Annotated in this window: 17 protein-coding genes; 8 read left to right on the top strand and 9 right to left on the bottom strand. The window is 61.1% G+C overall.

Annotated features, from left to right (window positions below; all coding sequences use genetic code 11):
* Positions 1–11: 11 nt before the first annotated feature.
* From prfB to QCBJ_RS23705, 8 genes are all read right to left on the bottom strand, one after another.
* Positions 12–1107 (bottom strand): peptide chain release factor 2 gene (prfB, locus tag QCBJ_RS23745; RefSeq protein ID WP_096236834.1). Its coding sequence is split into 2 segments (ribosomal slippage): positions 12–1034 and positions 1036–1107, totalling 1095 coding nucleotides; the frame shifts between segments, so codons are not numbered across the junction.
* A gap of 752 nt (positions 1108–1859) precedes the next feature.
* Entirely contained in the window at positions 1860–2861 is a 1002-nt protein-coding gene (locus tag QCBJ_RS23735) for a diguanylate cyclase (RefSeq protein WP_012722554.1), read from the bottom strand.
* A 49-nt stretch (positions 2862–2910) separates the two neighbouring features.
* Positions 2911–3921, bottom strand: a complete 1011-nt coding sequence (locus QCBJ_RS23730) for a chemotaxis response regulator protein-glutamate methylesterase (RefSeq protein ID WP_093541953.1) — start codon at positions 3919–3921, stop codon at positions 2911–2913.
* Positions 3918–6185: a hybrid sensor histidine kinase/response regulator gene (locus QCBJ_RS23725; RefSeq protein ID WP_102061734.1), complete on the bottom strand. Its 2268-nt coding sequence runs from the start codon at positions 6183–6185 to the stop codon at positions 3918–3920. Before QCBJ_RS23725 ends, QCBJ_RS23730 begins: the two co-directional genes overlap by 4 nt.
* On the bottom strand, positions 6182–6880 hold the full coding sequence (locus QCBJ_RS23720; RefSeq protein ID WP_012722551.1) for a chemotaxis protein CheW: 699 nt from the start codon (positions 6878–6880) through the stop codon (positions 6182–6184). Before QCBJ_RS23720 ends, QCBJ_RS23725 begins: the two co-directional genes overlap by 4 nt.
* Positions 6877–8136 carry a protein-glutamate O-methyltransferase CheR gene (locus QCBJ_RS23715; protein WP_102061733.1) on the bottom strand — a complete coding sequence of 420 codons (1260 nt, stop codon included), beginning with the start codon at positions 8134–8136 and terminating at the stop codon, positions 6877–6879. Before QCBJ_RS23715 ends, QCBJ_RS23720 begins: the two co-directional genes overlap by 4 nt.
* A complete protein-coding gene (locus QCBJ_RS23710; RefSeq protein WP_012722549.1) occupies positions 8133–8645 on the bottom strand; it encodes a chemotaxis protein CheW in 513 nt (170 codons plus the stop codon). The genes QCBJ_RS23715 and QCBJ_RS23710 overlap by 4 nt, the downstream gene beginning before the upstream one ends.
* The gene (locus tag QCBJ_RS23705) at positions 8645–10267 is read right to left on the bottom strand and encodes a methyl-accepting chemotaxis protein (protein WP_012722548.1); all 1623 of its coding nucleotides are present in this window, start codon (positions 10265–10267) and stop codon (positions 8645–8647) included. The genes QCBJ_RS23710 and QCBJ_RS23705 overlap by 1 nt, the downstream gene beginning before the upstream one ends.
* A 409-nt stretch (positions 10268–10676) precedes the next feature.
* Here QCBJ_RS23705 and QCBJ_RS23695 point away from each other — a divergent pair, with 409 nt between their 5' ends.
* Positions 10677–15251 carry a glycosyltransferase gene (locus QCBJ_RS23695; RefSeq protein ID WP_145994244.1) on the top strand — a complete coding sequence of 1525 codons (4575 nt, stop codon included), beginning with the start codon at positions 10677–10679 and terminating at the stop codon, positions 15249–15251.
* A 45-nt stretch (positions 15252–15296) separates the two neighbouring features.
* On the opposite strand, the gene QCBJ_RS23690 is transcribed toward QCBJ_RS23695, so the two are convergent.
* Positions 15297–16007: a tellurite resistance TerB family protein gene (locus QCBJ_RS23690; protein ID WP_012722546.1), complete on the bottom strand. Its 711-nt coding sequence runs from the start codon at positions 16005–16007 to the stop codon at positions 15297–15299.
* Positions 16008–16175: 168 nt separating this feature from the next.
* On the opposite strand from QCBJ_RS23690, the gene QCBJ_RS23685 reads away from it, so the two are divergent.
* From QCBJ_RS23685 to QCBJ_RS23655, 7 genes are all read left to right on the top strand, one after another.
* Positions 16176–17087 (top strand): LysR family transcriptional regulator, encoded by a 912-nt coding sequence (locus QCBJ_RS23685; protein WP_012722545.1) that lies wholly within the window; start codon positions 16176–16178, stop codon positions 17085–17087.
* A gap of 132 nt (positions 17088–17219) precedes the next feature.
* The gene (locus QCBJ_RS23680; RefSeq protein ID WP_177410679.1) at positions 17220–18677 is read left to right on the top strand and encodes a gamma-aminobutyraldehyde dehydrogenase; all 1458 of its coding nucleotides are present in this window, start codon (positions 17220–17222) and stop codon (positions 18675–18677) included.
* 73 nt (positions 18678–18750) lie between these two features.
* Positions 18751–19902 carry a putative ABC transporter substrate-binding protein YdcS gene (gene ydcS / locus QCBJ_RS23675; protein ID WP_102061729.1) on the top strand — a complete coding sequence of 384 codons (1152 nt, stop codon included), beginning with the start codon at positions 18751–18753 and terminating at the stop codon, positions 19900–19902.
* 138 nt (positions 19903–20040) lie between these two features.
* Positions 20041–21075, top strand: a complete 1035-nt coding sequence (locus QCBJ_RS23670) for an ABC transporter ATP-binding protein (RefSeq protein ID WP_012722542.1) — start codon at positions 20041–20043, stop codon at positions 21073–21075.
* 1 nt (position 21076) lies between these two features.
* Positions 21077–22006, top strand: coding sequence for an ABC transporter permease (locus QCBJ_RS23665; RefSeq protein ID WP_012722541.1), 930 nt, complete (start codon positions 21077–21079; stop codon positions 22004–22006).
* Positions 21996–22805, top strand: coding sequence for an ABC transporter permease (locus QCBJ_RS23660; RefSeq protein ID WP_012722540.1), 810 nt, complete (start codon positions 21996–21998; stop codon positions 22803–22805). The genes QCBJ_RS23665 and QCBJ_RS23660 overlap by 11 nt, the downstream gene beginning before the upstream one ends.
* A 107-nt stretch (positions 22806–22912) precedes the next feature.
* The gene (locus tag QCBJ_RS23655; RefSeq protein WP_102061728.1) at positions 22913–24337 is read left to right on the top strand and encodes a gamma-aminobutyraldehyde dehydrogenase; all 1425 of its coding nucleotides are present in this window, start codon (positions 22913–22915) and stop codon (positions 24335–24337) included.
* Positions 24338–24414: the final 77 nt, after the last annotated feature.

Raw genomic sequence — 24414 nt, 5'->3', positions numbered from 1 at the left:
CTACAGTCTTTTTACAGGCCCGATTTAAGGCTGGCTTCCAGGTATTCGTCGATATCGCCGTCGAGCACCTTGTCACAGTCGCTGCGTTCGATGTTAGTGCGCAGATCCTTGATCCGCGACGCATCGAGCACATAAGAACGGATCTGGTGACCCCAGCCGATATCCGACTTGGTGTCCTCCAGCGCCTGGGAAGCGGCGTTGCGCTTCTGCATTTCCTGCTCGTACAACTTGGCCCGCAGCATTTTCATGGCGGTGTCCTTGTTGGCGTGCTGGGAACGTTCGTTCTGGCAGCTGACCACGGTGTTGGTCGGTACGTGGGTAATCCGTACGGCCGAGTCAGTGGTGTTTACGTGCTGACCACCGGCACCAGAGGAGCGGTAGGTGTCGATACGCAAGTCGGCCGGGTTGATCTCGATTTCCACCTTATCGTCGATCTCTGGCGAGACGAACACGGCGGAGAACGAGGTATGGCGACGGTTGCCGGAGTCGAACGGGCTCTTGCGCACCAGACGGTGAACGCCGATCTCGGTCCGCAGCCAACCAAAGGCGTACTCACCCTTGATGTGCACGGTCGCGCCTTTGATACCCGCGACTTCACCGGCCGACAGCTCCATGATGGTCGCGTCGAAACCGCGCTTGTCGGCCCAGCGCAGGTACATGCGCAGCAGGATGTTGGCCCAGTCCTGGGCCTCGGTGCCGCCGGAACCGGCCTGGATGTCCAGATACGCGTTGTTCGGGTCCATTTCATGGCTGAACATGCGACGGAATTCAAGCTTGGCGAGGTTTTCCTCGAGACGGGCCAGCTCGGCGACGACATCGCCCACTGCGCCTTCGTCGTTTTCTTCGACGGCCATGTCCAGCAGGTCACGGCAATCACCCAGGCCGGTGTTCAGCTCATCGAGGGTGTCGACGATCTGTGCCAGCGCAGCGCGCTCGCGGCCCAGCTCCTGGGCGTATTCAGGTTTGTTCCAGACAGCCGGATCTTCAAGCTCGCGATTGACTTCGGTCAGACGCTCATGCTTTTGATCGTAGTCAAAGATACCCCCGAATAGTTTCGGAGCGCTCGGACAGGTCCTTGATGGTGTTAAGGATCGGGTTGATTTCCATGGCGGGCAGCACTCGTTGGCGAACTTTTGAAAGCCGGCGAGTATAACGGCAAACGGGGGGGAGCGGCAGTCCGCTGGGCGAAAAGGCGCGGGGCTGGATCATTGGAGTACATATCCGTTTCTTAGGTAACGGCGGCTTATGGTTCCGCTCTTACAGCGGCTCACTTTTGAAAAGCCCAAAAGTAAGCAAAAGGCTCTTGCCCCAACACTCGGCACCTCGCCTAGGCTCGGTGTGCCCGTAATCCGACAGTGATTTGGGGGGCGCCTAAGATCAAGATCAAAAGCCAGATCAAAAGTAGGGCAAAGCAGGGCAAAAGCAGGCTGATATCTACCTGATGTATGCAGTTCAAACTGTGGGAGGGGGCTTGCCCCCGATGGCAGTGTGACAGCCACAGATGCATCAACTGACACACCGCCATCGGGGGCAAGCCCCCTCCCACATTTTTAACCCAGTAACGCCCCCCCAACCCCGGTCGGCTCTAAGGCCGCCGCGCTTTTGCTTTTGATCTGAGGCGCCCCGTCAAACACGCTGGCCGAACGCAGGATTGAATCCGTGGGTAACCCGGCAGGACGCCGGGTTACCCACGGATTCAAGCCGGAGTGAGGGTACACCGAGCCTAGGCGAGGTGCCGAGTGTTGGGGCGAAGCGTTTTTGGTTACTTTTTGCGCTTTTCAAAAAGTGACCCGCTGTAAGAGCGGAACCATTAGTGGCCGTGACCGCAGCAACGGATATGTACACAGAAGCACTCAGCCCTACTCAATCCCCACCTGATTGCGCCCATTATGCTTAGCCGTATACAACCCCTTATCCGCCGCCACTATTACCTGCCGACAATCCGTCCCCTGCTGCGGCGTCATGGTTGACAGCCCAATACTGATGGTCAGACTCGACCCCTCAGTCGGCGCGATATGCGGAATTTTCAGCGCGGCAACCGCCATCCGCAGCTTTTCAGCCACCAACCGCGCCCCGCCCGGCGAGGTATTAGGCAATACCAGTGCAAACTCTTCCCCCCCATAACGCGCCGGCAGGTCCGAAGGGCGACTGCTGGCCTCACGAATGGTCGCCGCAACCTTGCGCAAAGCCTCGTCACCTTCGACATGCCCAAAACTATCGTTGTAGGTCTTGAAGAAATCCACATCAATCATCAACAACGACAACTGAGTCTGGTCACGCATAGCACGCCGCCATTCCAGCTCCAGGTATTCATCAAAGTGACGACGATTGGAAAGCCCGGTGAGACCGTCGGAGTTCATCAACCGCTGCAGCACCAGGTTGGTGTCCAACAGCTGCTGCTGGCTGACCCGCAACGCGCGATAAGCCGCATCCCGTTGCAACAGGGTCATGTAGGAGCGCGAGTGATAGCGGATGCGCGCCACCAGCTCGATGTTGTCCGGCAGCTTGACCAAATAATCGTTGGCCCCGGCCGAGAACGCCGCGCTCTTGATCAGCGGGTCTTCCTTGGTGGAAAGCACGATGATCGGGATGTTCTGCGTGGCCGGGTGGTTGCGGTACTCGCGCACCAGCGTCAGGCCGTCCAGACCTGGCATCACCAGATCCTGCAGGATAACGGTCGGCTTGATACGGATCGCCTGGGCAATCGCCTGGTGTGGGTCGGCGCAGAAGTGGAAGTCGATATTTTCTTCATGGGCCAGGCCACGCCGCACGGCTTCACCGATCATGGCCTGGTCGTCGACCAGCAACACCATGGCGGCGTTTTCGTCGGTCTTGATGTCGTCGATCTGTAAATCATTCATGTGCAGTCACCTGAATTACTGCCTGCAAGCCAGCCGCGAGAGGTCATGTTCATTTGGCAAAGACCTCCAGCAACCGGGGCGCAATTCTATCCAGTGGGCGAATTTCAACAGCAGCATCGATCGCCGCCGCCGCTTTGGGCATGCCATACACCGCCGAGCTTTGCTGATCCTGGGCGATGGTCAAATAACCTTGTTCACGTAACAATTTGAGGCCCTGGGCCCCGTCGCGCCCCATGCCGGTCAGCAGCACACCGACGGCATCGCCATTCCAGTGGCTGGCCACGCTTTCGAAAAACACATCGATCGATGGCCGGTAAATTTCGTTCACCGGCTCTGCCGTATAGGCTAGCGTGCCATTCTTCAATAAACGAATGTGGTGGTTGGTGCCGGCCAGCAGCACCACGCCGCTTTGCGGCGGCTCGCCTTCGCGGGCCAGGCGTACCGGCAGGCCCGAGGCGCTGCTCAGCCACTCGGCCATGCCCGCCGCGAACACTTGGTCCACATGCTGCACCAGTACGATGGCGGCTGGAAAGTCGCGAGGTAAACCCTTGAGCAGGATTTCCAGGGCAGCCGGACCACCCGCCGAGGAGCCGATAGCCACCAGGCTTTGACGTTTGCCGGATGCGCGCGCCGGCACGGTTTCGGCGCGCACGCGGGTGCCGCGCTGGCCGATCAGCCAGCCGATATTGAGGATCTTGCGCAGCAACGGCGCCGCCGCATCCTTGGGGTTGCCCACGCCGAGCGGCGGGGTGTCCACCACGTCCAGGGCGCCGTGGCCCATGGCCTCGAACACCCGGCTCACGTTGGCCTGGCGGTCGACGGTCACGATAACGATGGCGCACGGCGTCTCGGCCATGATCTGGCGAGTGGCTTCCACGCCGTCCATCACCGGCATGATCAGGTCCATCAGGATCAGGTCCGGCGTCAGTTCGGCGCAGCGTTGCACCGCTTCCAGCCCATTGCTGGCCACCCACACCACTTGGTGCGCAGGCTCGAAGCTCAAGGCGCGGCGCAAGGCCTCCACTGCCAGGGGCATGTCATTGACGATCGCAATCCTCATGCCCGTGCGCCTCCGATCAGTTCCACCACGGCGTCCAGCAGGGCGTCATCGTGGAAACTGGCTTTGGCTAAATAATAGTCCGCACCGGCGTCGAGTCCTCGACGTCGGTCTTCTTCGCGATCTTTGTAGGACACCACCATCACCGGCAACGATTGCAGGCGACTGTCACGGCGCAAGAGTGTGACCAATTCAATACCGTCCATGCGGGGCATATCAATATCAGTGATCAACAGGTCAAAGTCTTCGGAGCGCAAGGCGTTCCAGCCGTCCATGCCATCGACCGCCACGGCCACTTCATAACCACGATTAAGGAGCAATTTGCGTTGCAGCTCACGCACGGTCAGCGAGTCATCGACCACCAGCACGCGCTTACGCGGTGCCTCGGTGGTTTGTTGGCTGCGCCGCGCAATACGTTCCAATCGGCCGGTGTTCAGCAGTTTGTCCACCGAACGCAACATGTCTTCAACGTCGACGATCAACACCACCGAGCCATCATCCAGCAAGGCACCGGCGGAAATATCCTGGACCTTGCCCAGGCGATCATCGAGCGGCAACACCACCAGCGTACGCTCACCGATAAAGCGCTCCACGGCAATCCCGTACACCGTATCGCGCTCGCGGATCACCACCACTTTCAGCGTTTCTGACGGACTCTGCCCCGCCGGGCGCTGCAACAACTGGCTGGCGGCGACCAGGCCAACATGCCGGCCCTCGTGCCAGAAATGCTGGCGACCTTCCAGTTGCACGATGTCATCGGGCGCGAGGTCACACATGCGTTCGATATGCGCCAGCGGGAACGCATAGGCTTCCTCACCGACTTCCACCACCAGGCTGCGTACCACCGACAGGGTCAACGGCACCTCAAGGTGGAAACGACTGCCCTGCCCCGCCGTCTGCTCCAGCACCACCGCGCCGCGCAGTTGGCGGACCATGTGCTGCACCGCGTCCAGGCCCACGCCGCGCCCGGACACTTCGGTGACCGTGTCACGCAGACTGAACCCCGGCAGGAACAGGAACGTCAGCAACTCTTCTTCGCTCAGGCGCAGGGCGGTTTCGACCGGCGACAGGTGCCGATCGACGATGGTGCCGCGCAGCCGCTCCAGGTCGACGCCATTGCCGTCATCACTGAGCTCCAGCACCAGCAAACCGGCCTGATGGGAGGCACGCAGGCGGATCAAGCCTTCAGCCGGCTTGCCCGCCAGCAGGCGTTGCTCAGGCATTTCGATGCCGTGGTCGACGGCATTGCGCAACAAATGGGTGAGCGGCGCCTCAAGTTTTTCCAGTACGTCACGGTCGACCTGGGTCTTTTCGCCCTCGATCTCCAGGCGCACTTGCTTGCCGAGGCTGCGGCCGAGGTCGCGCACCATGCGCACTTGCCCAGCCAATACATCGGCAAACGGGCGCATGCGGCAGGCCAGTGCAGTGTCATACAACACTTGGGCGCGCTGCCCGGCCTGCCAGCCGAACTCGTCCAGCTCGGCGTGCTTTTCCGCCAGCAAGGCCTGGGCTTCGCTCAACAAACGGCGCGTGTCGGCCAGGGCTTCCTGGGCCTCGAGGCTCAGGACTTGGGTCTTGAGTTGCCCGTCCAGCGTATCCAGCGCCCGTATCCCCTGGCTTTGAATGCGCTTGAGGCGTTGCAGGCTGGCCAGGTAAGGCTTGAGCCGCTGGGTTTCCACCAGGGATTTGCTCGACAGGTCCAGCAGGCTGTTCAAGCGCTCGGCGGTGACGCGCAGTACGCGTTCGCCGCCTTCGGTCATGCGCTTGCCTTGACGCGGCGGCTCGCTGGTCACAGGCGGCGCGGGTTCGGGTTCCGGCGGCAGTTCTTCGACGACGGGCGCTGGCTCCGGCGACGGCGCGACGTTGACAGGCGCCTGGGACGGATCCAGCAGACGCTCCATCAACGCGACGTAGGCCTCGACATCCGCCGGCCCGACGTCATTGCCTGGCGTGGCGATGCGCATCAGCAGATCAGTGCCCTGCAGCAGCGCATCGATATGTTCGGGTTGCAGGTACAGGCGGTTTTCCTGGGCGCTGACCAGGCAATCCTCCATGACGTGGGACACGCTGACCCCGGCATCCACCCCAACGATGCGCGCGGCGCCCTTGAGCGAGTGCGCCGCGCGCATGCAGGCTTCGAGCTGGTCCGCCTGGGTCGGGTTGCGTTCCAGGGCGAGCAGGCCCGCGCTCAACACCTGGGTCTGCGCATCGGCTTCCAGGCTGAACAATTCCAGCAGCGAGGCATCACGCATCTGGTCGGGGGTCATGAGAGGCTCCGGGTCACGGCGGACAACAATTGCGCCTCGTCCAGCCAGCGCAGGCTGCGGCCTTTCCACGGCAATACACCCTGGGTAAAGCGCGCGCTGGCCTGGGTGCCGGACGCCGATGCGGCCTTCAAGGTGCGCTCATCGATGGCATGGATGCCGTCGACTTCATCCACCGGCACCACCACCGGGCCATCCTGGGCGGCAATGATCAACATGCGCGGCATGATGCGCCCGCCGGTGGCGCCGCTGCTGGTGGCGTCCAGGCCCAGCAGTTCCACCAGCGACAAGCACGCCACCAGCGCGCCGCGCACGTTGGCCACGCCGAGCAAGGCGCGGGAACGTTGATGCGGCAGGGAATGGATCGGTTGCAACGGCGCGACTTCCACCAGGCAGCGTGTAGCGATGCCCAGCCATTCTTCGCCGAGGCGGAACATCAAGAGCGAACGGGTGACCACCTCCGTGTCGACTTCGGCCGCCTGCGGGCGTCGGTCGTCCTGCTGCAAGGCGTAGCGGTCCAGCAGACGCGTGGCGGCGGCGGAATACACCGAGCAGTTGCGGCAATGGATATGGTCAGCCAGTAGTGGGCAGGACTTATCGCCATGGATACCGATGCGGTTCCAGCAGTCGTCGATGGCTTGAGTGTCGGCCAGGGTCAGGTCCAGGCCGGTGGTGTCGAGCGCCTCGGTGTTACTCATGGTTTGGACTCACTGTCGGCTCGCTCGCTACGGGCGGCTCGCGCCTGCAGACGGCGCGCCCCCGCACTGTCGCCCCGGGACTCGAGCAACGCGGCCAGGTGCATCAAGGCCTGCGGGTGCTGGGGTTCCAGGTACAAGGCTTTTCGATAATAGCCCTGGGCTTCCAGGGCACTGCCGGCCACGTCGCTGAGCAGCCCCAGCCAGTAAAACACCTGCGCGGCCGGCGGGTGGCTGTTCAAATAGTCTTCACACGCGGCCCGGGCCCCGGCACTTTTGCCTTCGTTGGCCAGGGTGGCGATCCGGCTGAGCAAGGTGCCTGCATCGGAGGGCGCAGCCTTGATCGGCAAGACGTGGGCGCTGACGGTGCTGAACGGCCGTGGTTTAGCTGAAATCGGCGCAGTGCTGCGTGGAGGCGTGGGAGCAGGCGTCGGTATAAACGCTGGCTCGGGCAGCTGCGGCGAGCCCTGCCGGCTGAACGCAAAGGACTGCGGCACCCCAATCGAACGCATGCCGTGGCGCCCCAGCAGGCTGCCTTCGGCCGGGCCGATAAACAGCACACCGTCCACGTGGGTGAGGCCTTTGAGCACGTCGAAGACTTGTTTCTGGGTGGGCTGGTCGAAGTAGATCAGCAGGTTGCGGCAGAACACGAAGTCGTAGGCGGCCTCATTGGCCAGCAGCGCCGGGTCGAGCAGGTTGCCGACTTGCAGGCGCACTTGTTCGCGCACCCGATCGGCGATGTGGAAGCCGTCGCCGTATTCAGTGAAGTGTCGGTCACGGAAGGCAATATCGCCGCCGCGAAAGGAGTTCTTGCCGTACACCCCGCGTCGCGCACGCTCCACCGACAGCGGGCTGACGTCCATCCCCTGTACCTTGAACTGATGCGGCGCGAGGCCCGCATCGAGCAGCGCCATGGCAATCGAATAGGGTTCTTCGCCGGTGGAGCACGGCAGGCTGAGGATACGCAATGCGCGCATCTGCTTGATATCGACCAGGCGGGCCTTCGCCAGGCGCGCCAGGGTCGCAAAGGATTCGGGGTAACGGAAAAACCAGGTTTCGGGGACGATCACTGCTTCGATCAGCGCTTGCTGTTCGTCCTGGGAGCTTTGCAGGTGCTGCCAGTATTCGCCCGGCGTGGGTGCCTGGACGATCTGGCTGCGCTGGCGCACGGCGCGCTCGATGATGGCTTCGCCCACCGACGCGACGTCCAGGCCGATGCGCTCTTTAAGAAAGGCAAAAAAACGCGGGTCGTTGCTCATACGCTCAGCTCGGCAGAAAACAGCACGGCGCGCACGTCATCGGTCAGCAGGTCGTTTACACCGATCCATTGCATCAGGCCCAGCGCATCTTCGCGCACCGGCCCCAGGTAGGGTGCCTGGCGGTTGGCCAGACCGTAGGGCTGGAACTCGGCGGGGTCGCAACGCAGGGTGTCGGTGGCCTGCTCCAGGATCAGTCCCAGCCAACGCGCTTGGGACCCGGCGTCGGGTTGGTAATTGACCAGCACCAGCCGCGTGCTGGTGCGGGCCTGGGCCGGGTTGCCGAAGGTCAAGGCGCTGAGGTCAATGACCGGCACCAGCGCCCCACGATGGGCAAAGATCCCGGCGACCCACAGCGGTGCATGGGCAATGGGTTTCAAAGGCAGGCGCGGCAGCACTTCGGCCACTTCGGTAGCCTTGAGGGCATAGCGTTCCTGACCGATATGGAACACCAGGAACAACGCCTTTTTCGCTGCCGGGACGGCGCCGCGTTTAGCCGCGAGTTCGCTCATCAGACTTTGAAACGCGACACGCCGCTGCGCAGACCCACCGCAACCTGGCTCAGTTCATCAATGGCAAAGCTGGCCTGGCGCAGGGACTCCACCGTCTGGCTGCTGGCATCGCCCAGTTGCACGAGGGCGTGGTTGATCTGCTCGGCGCCGGTGGCCTGGGCCTGCATGCCTTCGTTGACCATCAACACCCGCGGCGCCAGCGCCTGTACCTGGTGGATGATCTGCGACAACTGCTCGCCCACTTGCTGCACTTCGAACATGCCGCGGCGCACTTCTTCGGAGAACTTGTCCATGCCCATCACCCCCGCAGACACTGCGGACTGGATCTCGCGCACCATCTGCTCGATGTCATAGGTGGCCACGGCGGTCTGGTCCGCGAGGCGGCGCACTTCGGTCGCGACCACGGCAAAACCGCGACCGTACTCGCCGGCTTTTTCCGCTTCGATGGCGGCGTTGAGCGACAGCAGGTTGGTCTGGTCGGCCACCTTGACGATGGTCACCACCACCTGGTTGATGTTGCCGGCCTTCTCATTGAGGATCGCCAGCTTGGCGTTGACCAGGTCGGCCGCGCCCATCACCGAGTGCATGGTCTCTTCCATGCGCGCCAGTCCTTGCTGGCCGGAGCCGGCAGCCACCGACGCCTGGTCGGCGGCGGTGGACACTTCGGTCATGGTGCGAACCAAGTCCTTGGAGGTGGCCGCGATTTCGCGCGACGTAGCACCGATCTCAGTGGTCGTCGCGGCCGTTTCAGTCGCGGTGGCCTGTTGCTGCTTGGACGTGGCGGCAATTTCGGTCACCGAGGTGGTGACCTGCACCGACGAGCGCTGGGCCTGGGACACCAGGGCCGTGAGCTCGGTCATCATGTCGTTAAAGCCGGTTTCGACGGCGCCGAACTCGTCCTTGCGCTCCAGGTTAAGGCGTTTGCTCAGGTCGCCGTCGCGCATGGTTTCGAGGATATCGACGATGCGTTGCATCGGCGCCATGATCGCACGCATCAGCAACAGGCCGCACAGCCCAGCAGCCAAGATGGCGATGAGCAGCGACACGGCCATACTGATCTTGGCCGACAGTACCGCCTCGTCGATCGCCGCCGTTGCCCGGTCAGACACGTTCTTGTTTTCAGTAATGATGTCGTTGAGCTTCATGCGCCCTTCGGTCCAGATCGGCGTCAATTGCTCCTCGAGCAATTGATTCGCGCCCGGCAGGTCATTGGCTTCAACGCGTTCCAGCACCTGGGCCAGCACTTTGTTGTAGTTGATGTGCGCCGCCTTGAAGTTATCGAACTCCATGCGGTCAGCTTGGCCATGAATGGTTTTTTCGTAGTTGGCCATCTGCTGTTCAATACGCGCTTCGAACGACTTGTAGTCGTTCTTATCGGTATTGGTGAAGGTTTTGTCGTCGCGCAGGCCGATGATGTCGATGGTCTGCAAATAGCTGTCGACCCAGGCGCTGCGGATCATCGAGCTGAGGTAAACGCCCGGCACCGCGTCGTCCCGGACGGCTTCCTGGCTGGTTTCGATCTTCAGCAACCGTGAATAGGAGACCACGACCATTAACAGCATGATGGCGATAATGACCGCAAAACTTGCCAAGATGCGTTGGCGCAAGGTCCAGTTCTTCACAGTAATTCCTCGAAGGGCCATTCAAATGGAGGGGAGTATAGCTGAGGCAGTGCCATCGTTTATCAATGGGTTATCGGATAGAACGCTCGACAGGCAAAAAATCCTCGCGGGGTGATTGCCGCCCCCTCCTACCTCAACACCGCCTCCACTGACGTGCTCCTCGCTGAATATCAGGACGGGTCGAATCCGAAATCGGAAGGCGGGGACCCACCTCCGCAACGTCAAGCCGTGTTCTTTTTTTTACAGTGGACAATAGAAGATACAACCCTCGCACCCAGGTTTTACGCAGGCCGGAGCCGCTCGGAAACACCCGAAAAAACAAACGCACTCTGCGAGACAGCGACGAGGGCGTAGAACTGCCTGCCCACGCCTGGCGCTTCAGCGCCTATCCCTGCAAGGAGCATAGCCATTGAATATTTCCGCCCCCTCTACCCCGCTAGCCATTACCCCGCCGCCAAACACAAGGATCGCCCCTCCTACCACCGGCAACCCATTCAGCCAGCATCGCAGCGACAGAGCCTCCACAGATTCCGTGCCCGAGACCGCCAAGACGCCAGCAAAGTCGCCGTTGCCGTTGAGTCTGCTGCCTTCAAATAGAGCGAAAGCCAGCATCGCCGCAGGCAATGCTTTAGCGATGGGTTACCCGGACAAGCTCCTGGCAGGTTACTACGGCGACGCGCTGGCACGCGCGCGCGGCGGGGACAGCCAACGAGAGGTGATTGTTGCCGGCATTCCCCCCGACTCGACGTTCGGAAAATGGTGGCAATACTTTCGGGAGACGTTGAATAGCGCGGACTTCACCGCCTGGATGCTTTCGGAGGGCCTTGATAGCAGCACTGTCGAGATCATTCCCTCCAAAGGCGCCTTACACGCCAGGCGAAAAGCCGACCAGAGCGTGGTCAGTTTTACCCTCAACAACAATGCGCGCTGGGCGGCGGTGGCCGGGCCCATACTCGACGCAGGCAAGGTGATCGCGCCCGATACCTTCAGTATCAGGAACCCCGCAATGCTACCTGTACACAGCGCGCCCTTTGAGCTTATCGGGCGGTTCTATGGGGAAAACCTCGACAACCTCAGCCGGGCCCAGGTGGCAACGCGTGTTGCACAATTGAATGAAGGCCAGGGTTTCCGACCACTCGCCCCCTCGGATGGGTTAAGACCTCCCCATACACGCACCCCTGAAGCCCTCGAGCTTCAGAAACAAAACCTGGGTGACAGACGCAACCGACTAAGCCTTATCCATACGCTCACCCGTATCAGTGTGCTGGCCTCAACGAATTCAAACACGACGCTGGCCGAACACATCGATTCGCACCGTGTCCCCGTCCACCCGGATTCCGTATTCGCGAAGACTTACCCAGGCATGCCGGAAAGCGGTTTGAAGCTTGAGCCGTTTTTGCATGCGCACGGCTTGATGATTCCCCAGGACAAGGCCGAGCTGTCGAACCTTATTGCCGTTCTGTCAGACCCGGTACCACAACCGCCTGACAACTCGAGGCACTGGGGACTGCTGTCGGACACGCGCCAACTCGGACGTGACGAGCGCGAACGCGTCCAGAACATCGTCAGTGAAGAGGCACAAAATGGGTTGGAGGGGGGCACCTGCCTTCTCAACCACCTGGCTAAAAAAACTCCCGATCTCACCACCGCTGATAGCCCCGCGCAACGCCTGCAGGCTCTGATTGCCAGTCCGCAGGCACAGGCGCTGGGTAAGCGCCTGCAAAGCGCGTTCGCGGACACCTGGTCAACCAGCACAGCCAGCGACTGGGCGATGACCGCGCTGGCGCTCGACCTGGACCCCGCCGTGGGCACCCAACGCAACGTCGTCGCCGGTTACGACCTGGCCCAGGCAGCTCACCGGGGCTTGTCACCTGCCGCTATAACAGCGCGACTCGTCGAGCATCTTAAGCAGCAAGGCCGAGTCGATCACGACCTGGCCCCTGCGGCGGCACAGCTATTGCTCGCCAGTGCAGCCCCTGCGTTCCTGGTCAAGGACCTCCCTGGCGGCTTGGTGTATGGGTCCCACACCTGGGCCAGCCTGAGCACCGCTGTCGCGCGCATTGAGGCGCTGGAGCCGGGCGCCACCCGTAACATGACGTTTGGCCAAGTCATGAGTTTTGGCAACAGAAGCCCGGTCACGCTTAAGGATGCTGGCATTGAGGCGGGGGCTCAGACACATGCCGTCATCGATTGGGCCATCGCCAATGACGTCCTGAATAAGGCTAACGATGATGCGTTTACGCCCGAACAGATCACCGTTGCGCGAGACAAATTCAACGCATTGCTAGAAACATTAGGCACTGCCAATAAAGGCCTCACCGCCTTTCTGCCTACGCGCAGGGCATTGGCCTGCGCAGAATTGAAGAAGGTATATGGCGACTATGACTTCGAGCAGCCGCTGACCCCCATCGTCAACCTTGACGGCAGTGAGACCAAGCATGCACTGGTGGACATTTATACGGCAGGGAAGATGGACCGTATCGTTGACCAGAGCGTCGTATTGAGCCCGACCCGCCGCACGGGGGTCAGACCCCTTCCGGACATCACGGCCATTTTCAATGAGCAGTTCGATGCCTACATCAAGGGATTGAGGACAGGCATAAACACCGCGATGCAATACCAATTTTCCCAACTGTCTCTTGATGAACGCCAACATATCGCGGTCGGCGACATCACCTTCCACTCTGTGCGCGAAGCCAACGGCGACACTGAGACACCCGCTCAAGTCGACGCTTCCAGAGCACGTCACGGTCTACTGATGTGTGTAAAAAACAAAGGTGACGTGCGGATTTACGAAGTGTTGCCGATGCAGGGGCTCGTTCGCCGCAACCATCAGCTATGGGGCAGCAGCGTTCATCAAACGCCCCTACGTGGCTACGATGACCCGGATGATTACTTTCTTGAAAAGGCCAAAGGCAAGTCGCTCGACATTGACTTGGACGCCTACAAAACCGGCGCGCCGCCAAAGGAGGTCGTGTCTTCAGGCCTTTCCATTGATCCGGTGCCTTTTTCTTTTCCAAAGGCATGGGGAGAAAAGACCGGGCAAGACCGTTCGCCTACAGCGCCATGGGCCAGTGAGCGTGAGCAACACTTGGCCAACGAGATCGAAAAGTTTGTCCTCTATGGCCGCGACGCGCTCAAGACCTACGCCAGTGGAACCAATGCTGTTGAAGAGCAAGAAAAACAGTTGGTGGATGAACTGGGCGCCGTCATGGACTTCCTGCCCCTGAAAAGCGGTATTGAAAAGGCAGTAAAAGGCGACGTATGGGGGGCCGTTGGGGACTTCGCTCTGGACCTGCTGGGTTTTGTTATTCCGGTGGGCAAGGCGGTCAGCCAGGCGACCAAGCTCACTGGAAAACTCGGAACAAAACTGTTCACCGGGGCCAAAATAATCGGCGCCGCGGCAGTCGGCGCCCTTAACCCGGCGGACGGCCTTGGCGCGCTGGCCGAGGGTTTGGGTCAAGGCACGCGCCAAATGCTTTCAACGGCTGCTCGCACGTTCAAGTTGAAGCATCCACCCGGCCTGCCGGGTGAACTCGCAGTGGTCGAAAAATACACAGTTTCACCCTCGCGCCTCGTCGGCCTGAGCCCGGATAGCCAAGGGGTTTACCACAGCCTCGATGGCCAGAGTCAATACATCCGCCACGTCGACAAATCTGGCAAGGCTTCTGTCTATCAGGTTCGAGAAGCTTCGGGCGGTAGCCCCATGAGTCCGGTGCAGGTTCGTGTCATCAACCCCAAGACCTACCGACAAACTGAATTCATATTAAACAAAACCGGCGCCGATCAATGGCAACGCCTGGGGCTGCCGGGCGGTGTCGAGGGAATGCCTTATAAAAGCTATGAAGTCCCCATGGACGAAGTCAACCGCGTACTTAGTGATGATGGCAAGACAAGGCTTTATGCCAATTTTTGCGTTTTAGTAGAGTTTGATGTAGCCAATGACGTTTGGCGCAAGCTAGGCGACGGTAAAACCCTGGGTGCCCCTTTTTGGCGAACAGGCCCCTACGAGTGGAAAAGTGGCAGCCTGGACGAGTTCTTGCGGGTCAAGGCGACACTGCCCAAGCCAACCACCTTTGAAACAATTCACGCAGCCCTTCCCCCCGTTCCCACGGCCGTTACGCCGATCAAGAAGGAAATCAACTACATATGGGCTGGCGCCATGATTCCGGATGATCGGCTCAGCCTGATTCTGGAGAATGCACGTAAGACACCCGGTTTCCAATCAGTGGTCCATGTCGACGCAGACAGCCCGGAAAAGTTTGCATCGATCAAAGCGGCCCTGGACAAAAAAACGCCCAACCTGGAAGTGCGAAATCTGAATGAAGATCCTTTCTTCCAAGAGTTCAAGACCACGCAAGCCGGTGAGATGTACCAGTATTTTCGTCAGGGCAAAACCCACAACTACGCGGCGGCTTCAGATGCTCTGCGCTATCCGCTGATCAACCACCGGGGCGGCATCTACCTGGACAGTGATGACTTGATCACCAAGCAGATTGGAGATATCGAGCTCAAAGCAGGTACCGATGACCTATTGCTCAACTCCCATGTGAAGCATTCCGAACTCTCGTTCTCGGGCTACAACACTAACGTGTTCGCCAGCCATCCCAACAACCGGGTCCTCAAAGAGATCAGTGAGGAATCCTACAAACGATTCCGGGAAAACAAACCATGGCTGGACACACACCGACCTTATCTTGAGAGGGAAAATCCCAGCCCTGAGGCCATACGGGAATTCAATGAGTATGAGAGCAAGATATTTGAAGTAACGGGGCCTGACGTCTTTAACGATGTCTTGAAGAAAAGCCGGCCCGACTACTACGGGCTCAGCGAAACGATCGGTAACAACGCGCGAGCCGGCGTCATTTTTCCGAGGGCGGATGCACTCGCAGAGCAGGCCGCCGTTGACTATTACCTACCCTTCCATCGTCGTTTTGAAATAGACATAGGCGGCGGCCACTCTATGGTCGACAGAGTCAGCTGATACCGAGAACACGACCCTGATCGTTCCCAGCCATGGGGACGGTCATCACTCTGTCGCCTGACGCACCTGTTTTTCCAGCTCCTGCTTCAAACCAGGCTCAAGTTTCAGTTGGCGTGCCAGCTCATCCAGGTACGCTTTCTCCATAAAGTTCTCCTCATCCACCAGCATCACACTGGCGATGTACATCTCAGCCGCCATCTCCGGGGTACTGGCCGCCCGTGCTACATCGGCCGGGTCCAGGGGCTTGTTCAGTTCCGCGTGCAGCCAGCTTTGCAGCTCGCGGTCGTTATCCAGCTTGGTGAACTCGCCTTCGATCAGCTCGCGTTCGCGCGCATCCACATGGCCGTCGGCCTTGGCGGCGGCGACCAGGGCCTTGAGAATGCCCTGGCTGTGTTGCTCGACCTGGGCCGGTGGCAGGCGGTCGATGGTCTGCGGTTCGCCCTGCGGCGCATTGGCTTGATTGGCCTGCCAGTTGCCATAGGCTTTATAGGCAATCACCCCCAAGGCCGCCAAGCCGCCGTAAGTCAGGGCCTTGCCGCCAAATTTGCGCGCCTTCTTGTTGCCCATCAGCAAGCCCATGGCGCCAGCCGCCAGGGCGCCGCCGCCCGCTCCACCGAGCAAACTCCCCAGCCCGCCACCGCCCAGCAAACCGCCGAGCGCGCCTTTGTCATCCTGCTTGCGTTGGCCGCCAGCCTTGTTTTGCAACATGTCCTGGCCAGACTTGAGCAGTTGATCGAGCAATCCACGGGTATTCATTCGTAGCCTCCAGACACTTGGGTTCATAGGACCAATAGGCCCCCAGCGTAAAACTAAGTGCCAAAAAGCCTCGATCTAGACTGCTTCCAGATGTAACGCGGGCGCCCTTCGCAAAAACCGATATACACTCGAGTGAATCTATAAAAACACCTCACTGGTAATTCCAGCATGATGACCTTGCGTCAAATCCGGCACTTTATCGCCGTGGCCGAGACCGGCTCGATCTCCGCCGCCGCGCAGACCGCGTTTATTTCCCAGTCGACACTGACCCTGGCCATCCAGCAACTGGAACAGGAAATCGGCGTCAACCTGTTTAACCGGCATGCCAAGGGCATGACCCTCACCCACCAGGGCCATCAATTCCTGCGCCAGGCGCACCTGATCCTCGCCACCGTCGATAACGCCAAGCGCAGCCTGCAACAGAGCACCGACCAAGTGGCGGGCCAGTTGATCATCGGCGTGACCAGCCTGGTGGCCGGCTATTACCTGGCCGATCTGCTGACGCGCTTCCAACGTGCCTACCCCAACGTGGAAATCCGCGTGATGGAGGACGAACGTCCGTATATCGAGCATTTACTGGTCAGCGGCGAGATCGACGTTGGCGTGCTGATCCTCTCCAATCTCGAGGACCGCCACGCGTTGCAGACCGAAGTGTTGACCCACTCGCCCCACCGTTTGTGGCTGCCGGCGCAACACCCATTGCTGGAACACGACAGCATCAACCTGGCCGATGTGGCGCGTGAGCCGTTGATCCAGCTGAATGTCGATGAAATGGGCCACAACGCCCAACGCCTATGGGCTGGAGCCGGGTTACAACCTCGGGTGACCTTGCGCACCGCGTCGACCGAAGCGGTGCGAAGCCTGGTGGCGGCGGGTCTCGGCGTGTCGATTCAGCCGGACATGACCTACCGGCCCTGGTCCCTGGAAGGCGACATTATTGAAGCACGGCCGATTGCCGACCTCAGCCAGACCCTCGACGTGGGCCTGGCCTGGCGCCGTGGCACCGCGCGTCCGGCGCTGGTCGACCCCTTCCTGACCGTGGCCCGCGAACAGCCGCACCCGCGCAAGCCATCTATTTAATCGAATGCTGCATTCAGTATTTAGTATTTGTTGACCTCGCGCCTGGCCTCTACTCTCAGCTAATCCATAAGAGAAGGCCGGGCGCCTTGTAAGAGAACGCCCATGGCCACACAAGAAAAGAGATCGCGAAAAATGTCCGGCGCGCCCACCCCGCTGCTCACTGCGTTGCTGATCGACGGCGAACTGGTCCAGGGCCAGGGTTTTGCCGAGCCGATCCTCAACCCGGCCACCGGTGAAGTGCTCACCCAGATCGCCGAAGCCAGTACCGAGCAGGTCGAAAGCGCAATCCTCGCCGCCCACCGCGCCTTTGCCGGTTGGTCACGGACCACGCCGCAGCAACGCTCGAACATCCTGCTGGGCATCGCCGACGCCATCGAAAAACAAGCCGACTACCTGGCCCGCCTGGAATCACTGAATTGCGGCAAGCCGTTGCACCTGGCGCGCCAGGATGACTTGAGCGCCACCGTCGATGTGTTCCGCTTCTTCTCCGGGGCCGTGCGCTGCCAGACCGGGCAACTGAGCGGCGAGTACCTGCCGGGCTACACCAGCATGGTGCGCCGCGATCCGATTGGTGTGGTGGCCTCCATCGCGCCGTGGAATTACCCGCTGATGATGGCCGCGTGGAAGATCGCCCCGGCCCTGGCTGCCGGTAATACCTTGGTGTTCAAGCCGTCGGAACACACGCCGCTGTCGATCCTGGCCCTCGCCCCGGTGCTTAAAGATCTGCTGCCGCGCGGCGTGATCAACATTCTGTGTGGCGGCGGCGAAGGTGTTGGCAGCCATCTGGTCAGCCACCCCAAGGTGCGCATGGTGTCGCTGACCGGCGATATCGTCACCGGGCAGAAGATCCTGCAGGCCGCCGCCAAAACCCTTAAACGCACGCACTTGGAACTCGGCGGCAAAGCCCCCGTGATCGTATGCAACGATGCCGACCTGCAAGCCGTGGTCGAGGGCGTGCGCGCCTATGGTTACTACAACGCCGGCCAGGATTGCACCGCCGCGTGCCGCATCTACGCCCAGGCCGGAATCCACGACAAACTGGTCGCCGAACTGGGCGCGGCCGTGAGCAGCCTGCGTTTTGCCGGCAAACGCGATGCCGATAACGAACTCGGCCCGCTGATCAGTACGCGCCAGCGCGACCGCGTCGCCAGTTTTGTCGAACGGGCCCTCGGCCAGCCGCATATCGAACGCATCACCGGCGCCGCCGTACATTCCGGTGCGGGTTTCTATTACCAACCTACCCTGCTCGCCGGCTGCAAACAGAACGACGAAATCGTGCAGCGCGAAGTGTTCGGCCCGGTCGTCACGGTGACGCGCTTCGACGAGTTGGAACAGGCGGTGGACTGGGCCAACGACTCCGAATACGGCCTGGCCTCGTCGGTGTGGACCCAGAACCTCGACAAGGCCATGCAAGTGGCCGCGCGCCTGCAATACGGCTGCACCTGGATCAACAGCCATTTCATGCTGGTCAGCGAAATGCCCCACGGCGGCTTGAAGCGCTCGGGGTACGGGAAAGACCTGTCCAGCGATTCGCTGCAGGACTACAGCGTGGTACGGCACATCATGGCGCGCCACGGCCAACATCTTTAAAACAACAACTAAGCTCTTGCGTTACCGGTTGCACACAACTGCCCCGACCATAATTAAAGAAGAGGGAACCCCCATGTCTGCGCACAAGACCGCACTGCTCAGTGCCCTGACCACAGCGTTGCTGGCCAGCGTCAGTCTCCAGGCCGCCGAACCGCTCAAAGCCGTTGGCGCGGGTGAAGGCCAGTTGGATATCGTCGCTTGGCCCGGCTATATAGAACGTGGCGAAAGCGACAAGGCCTACGACTGGGTCAGCGGTTTCGAGAAGGAAACCGGCTGCAAGGTGAATGTGAAAACCGCCGCCACCTCGGACGAAATGGTCAGCCTGATGGCCAAGGGCGGGTATGACCTGGTCACCGCGTCGGGCGACGCATCGCTGCGCCTGATCGTCGGCAAGCGCGTGCAGCCGATCAACACCGCGCTGATCCCCAACTGGAAGAACATCGACCCGCGCCTGAAGGATGCGCCGTGGTACGTGGTCGGCCAGCAAACCTACGGCACCCCGTACCAGTGGGGCCCGAACGTGTTGATGTACAACACCAACGTGTTCAAGACCGCGCCCACCAGCTGGGACGTGCTGTTCAACGCGCAGAACCTGCCGGACGGCAAGCCGAACAAAGGCCGCGTGCAGGCGTATGACGGGCCGATCTACATCGCCGACGCGGCGCTGTACCTTAAGTCGACCAAGCCGGAACTGGGCATTCAAAGCCCATACGAACTGACCGAAACCCAGTACAAGGCCGTGCTCGATCTGTTGCGCGCCCAGCAACCGCTGATCCACCGCTACTGGCACGACACCACCGTGCAAATGAGTGACTTCAAGAACGAAGGCGTGGTGGCCTCCAGCGCTTGGCCGTATCAGGTCAACGGCCTGCAGAACGAGAAGCAGCCGATTGCTTCGACGATTCCGAAGGAAGGCGCCACCGGCTGGGCCGACACCACGATGTTGCACACCGAGGCCAAGCACCCGAACTGCGCCTACAAGTGGATGGACTGGTCGCTGCAGCCGAAGGTCCAGGGCGATGTCGCCGCCTGGTTCGGTTCGTTGCCGGCCGTGCCTGCGGCCTGCAAGGAAAGTGAACTGCTCGGCGCCGAGGGTTGCAAGACCAATGGTTTCGACCAGTTCGAAAAAATCGCCTTCTGGAAAACCCCGCAAGCTGAAGGCGGCAAGTTCGTGCCGTACAGCCGCTGGACCCAGGATTACATCGCGATCATGGGCGGCAGGTAAGGCCTTCCAAACGACCTAGGTCCCCTGTGGGAGAGGGCAACCCCCCTCCTACATTGACCGCACTCATAGATGTTTTGTTTTTTCAGAAGTCCAGGCCGGGCCGCTGCGACGACCCGCGCCTTTTCGGAGCACCGCACCATGACGCTTGCAGTCCAATTCACCCACGTTTCCCGTCAGTTCGGCGAAGTGAAAGCCGTTGACCGGGTTTCCATCGATATCCAGGACGGCGAGTTCTTTTCCATGCTCGGCCCTTCCGGCTCAGGCAAGACCACCTGCCTGCGCCTGATCGCCGGGTTCGAGCAGCCGAGCGCAGGCTCGATCCGCATTCATGGCGAGGAAGCCGCCGGCTTGCCGCCGTATCAGCGTGACGTAAACACCGTGTTCCAGGATTACGCGCTGTTCCCCCATATGAATGTGCGCGACAACGTCGCCTACGGCCTCAAGGTCAAGGGCGTCGGCAAGGCCGAACGCCTGAACCGTGCCGAGGAAGCCCTGGCCATGGTCGCCCTCGGCGGCTACGGCGACCGCAAGCCGGTGCAGCTCTCCGGCGGCCAACGCCAACGGGTGGCCCTGGCTCGCGCCTTGGTCAATCGCCCGCGGGTATTGCTGCTGGATGAACCACTGGGCGCCCTTGACCTCAAGTTGCGCGAGCAGATGCAAAGCGAGCTCAAGAAGCTGCAGCGCCAGCTGGGCATCACGTTTATCTTCGTGACCCACGACCAGACCGAAGCACTGTCGATGTCCGACCGTGTGGCGGTGTTCAACAAAGGTCGCATCGAGCAAGTCGACACCCCGCGCAACCTCTACATGAAACCGGCCACCGCGTTCGTCGCCGAGTTTGTCGGCACCTCCAACGTGATACGCGGCGAGCTGGCCCAGCGCCTCAGCGGCAGCGCGCAGCCGTTCTCGATCCGCCCGGAACACGTGCGCTTTGCCGACGGCCCGCTGGGCGCCGGCGAGGTAGAAATCAGCGGTCTGCTCCACGATATTCAATACCAGGGCAGCGCCACCCGCTATGAACTGAAGCTGGAAAACGGCCAGGCGTTGAACATCAGCCAGGCCAACAATCAGTGGCTGGACATCAGCAGCGGCCATCAGGTCGGCCAGTCCATCACCGCCCGTTGGGCGCGGGAAGCCATGACCCCGCTGACCGACAGCGCAGGCGAGGTGTGACATGAGCCTGGCCCTTTCCCATCCGCCGATGCGCAGGTTTTCCAACCTGCTGTACCGCAAGCCCAACCTCTACCTGGCGATGCTGCTGGTGCCGCCGCTGATCTGGTTCGGTGCCATCTACCTCGGCTCGCTGCTGACCCTGCTGTGGCAAGGTTTCTATACCTTCGACGACTTCACCATGGCGGTCACGCCGGACCTGACCCTGGCCAACTTCGCCGCGCTGTTCCAGCCGTCAAACTTCGACATCATCGTGCGCACCTTGAGCATGGCGATTGTGGTGTCGATCGCCAGCGCCATCGTCGCCTTCCCCATCGCCTACTACATGGCGCGCTACACCACGGGCAAGACCAAGGCGTTCTTCTATATCGCGGTGATGATGCCGATGTGGGCCAGCTACATCGTCAAGGCCTATGCCTGGACCTTGCTGCTGGCCAAGGGCGGCGTGGCGCAGTGGTTCGTGCAACACCTGGGGCTGGAGCCGGTGTTGCAGTTCGTGCTGGGCATTCCCGGTGTGGGCGGCAGCACCTTGAGCACCTCGCACCTGGGGCGGTTCATGGTGTTCGTCTATATCTGGCTGCCGTTCATGATCCTGCCGATCCAGGCCTCCCTGGAACGCTTGCCGCCCTCGTTGCTGCAAGCCTCGGCGGATTTGGGCGCCAAGCCACGCCAGACCTTTATGCAGGTGATTCTGCCGCTGTCGGTGCCGGGGATTGCCGCCGGTTCGATCTTCACGTTCTCGCTGACCCTGGGCGATTTCATCGTGCCGCAACTGGTCGGCCCGCCGGGTTACTTCGTCGGCGGCATGGTGTACGCGCAGCAAGGCGCCATCGGCAATATGCCCATGGCCGCGGCGTTCACCCTGGTGCCGATCGTGCTGATCGCGGTTTACCTGTCCATCGTCAAACGCCTGGGGGCCTTCGATGCACTCTGAAAAATCGTCTATGGGGCTGAAGATCGCAGCATGGGGTGGACTGGTTTTTCTCCATTTCCCGATCCTGATCATCTTCCTCTACGCCTTCAACACCGAAGAAGCCGCGTTCAGCTTTCCGCCCCAGGGCTTCACCCTGAAGTGGTTCAGCGTGGCCTTCGCCCGGCCGGACGTGCTGGAAGCGATCAAGCTGTCGTTGCAGATTGCGGCCATCGCCACCCTGATCGCCATGGTGCTCGGCACCCTGGCTTCGGCTGCGCTGTATCGCCGCGAGTTCTTCGGCAAGCAAGGCGTGTCGTTGATGCTGATCCTGCCGATTGCACTGCCGGGGATCATCACCGGTATCGCGCTGCTGGCGACCTTCAAGACACTGGGCATCGAGCCGGGGATGTTCACCATCATCGTCGGCCACGCGACCTTCTGCGTGGTGATCGTCTACAACAACGTCATCGCGCGTTTGCGCCGCACGTCCCACAGCCTGATCGAAGCCTCGATGGACCTGGGCGCCGACGGCTGGCAGACCTTCCGCTACATCATCATGCCCAACCTGGGCTCGGCGCTGCTGGCCGGCGGCATGCTCGCCTTTGCGCTGTCGTTCGACGAAATCATCGTCACCACCTTCACCGCCGGCCACGAGCGCACCTTGCCGCTGTGGCTGCTCAACCAGTTAAGCCGCCCACGGGATGTGCCGGTGACCAACGTGGTGGCGATGCTGGTGATGTTGGTGACGATGTTCCCGATTCTCGGTGCCTATTACCTGACGCGCGGCGGTGAAAGCGTGGCCGGTAGTGGCGGTAAATAACGTTGCCATTGAAGGAACACAGTTCAAATGAGGGAGGGGGCAAGCCCCTCCCACATTTAGAGCCAGTTTATTCAAGGAAATAACAATAGTTTGTGGAGAGCTGAACCATGCAAACCAAATTACTGATCAACGGCCAACTGATCGAAGGCGAAGGCCCGGCCCAAGCCGTATTCAACCCGGCCCTCGGCCGCGTACTGGTAGAAATCAAGGAAGCCAGCGAAGCCCAGGTCGACGCCGCCGTGCGCGCCGCCGATGCGGCGTTCGAAGGTTGGTCGCAAACCGCGCCCAAGGATCGCTCGCTGCTGCTGCTGAAATTGGCAGATGCGATCGAAGCCCACGGTGAAGAGTTGGCCAAGCTGGAGTCGGACAACTGCGGCAAGCCCTACAGCGCCGCGCTCAATGATGAAATCCCGGCGATTGCCGACGTGTTCCGCTTCTTTGCCGGCGCCAGCCGTTGCATGAGCGGTTCGGCGGGCGGTGAATATTTGCCCGGCCACACCTCGATGATCCGCCGCGACCCGGTGGGCGTGATCGCGTCCATCGCACCGTGGAATTACCCGTTGATGATGGTCGCCTGGAAAATCGCCCCGGCCCTGGCCGCCGGTAATACCGTGGTGCTCAAGCCGTCGGAACAAACCCCGCTGACCGCGCTGCGGATGGTCGAACTGGCGGCGGATATCTTCCCGGCCGGCGTGCTCAACCTGGTGTTCGGCCGTGGGCCGACAGTGGGCAACCCGCTGGTGACTCATCCTAAAGTGCGCATGGTGTCACTGACCGGCTCCATCGCCACCGGCGCGAATATCATCTCCAGCACCGCCGACAGCGTGAAGCGCATGCACATGGAACTGGGCGGCAAGGCGCCGGTGATCATCTTCAACGACGCGGATATCGACGCGGCCGTGGAAGGCATTCGCACCTTCGGCTTCTACAACGCCGGCCAGGATTGCACCGCTGCGTGCCGGATTTACGCGCAAGCGCAGATCTACGATGCGTTTGTCGAGAAGCTCGGCGCAGCGGTCGCCAGCATCAAATATGGCTTGCAGGATGATCCGGCCACCGAGTTGGGCCCTTTGATTACCGCGCAACATCGCGACCGTGTCGCCGGGTTTGTCGAGCGCGCCGTGGCACAGCCGCACATCCGCCTGGTCACCGGCGGCCAGGCGGTGGAAGGTAATGGCTACTTCTTTGAACCGACCGTGCTGGCCGACGCTCAGCAGGACGACGAGATCGTGCGCCGCGAGGTGTTCGGCCCGGTGGTATCGGTGACCAAGTTCACCGATGAAGCGCAGGTGCTGGGCTGGGCCAATGATTCGGACTACGGCCTGGCGTCATCCGTGTGGACCGCCGACGTAGGACGCGCCCATCGCTTGGCCGCGCGCCTGCAGTACGGCTGCACCTGGGTGAACACCCACTTCATGCTCGTCAGCGAAATGCCCCACGGCGGTCAGAAACTGTCGGGGTATGGCAAGGACATGTCCATGTACGGGTTGGAGGACTACACCACCGTTCGCCATGTGATGTTCAAGCACTGACGAGGAGCGAGCTTACTGTGGCGAGGGCGCTTGCTCCCTCGCCATAACAATGCGCTCCGACAACGCCGCTCTCATAA

It is taken from the genome of Pseudomonas sp. QC2, from assembly GCF_002859085.1.
Taxonomy (GTDB): domain Bacteria; phylum Pseudomonadota; class Gammaproteobacteria; order Pseudomonadales; family Pseudomonadaceae; genus Aquipseudomonas; species Aquipseudomonas petroselini.
The sequence above is the reverse complement of the archived record's forward strand: the minus strand, read 5'-3'. Positions and strand labels throughout refer to the sequence as shown.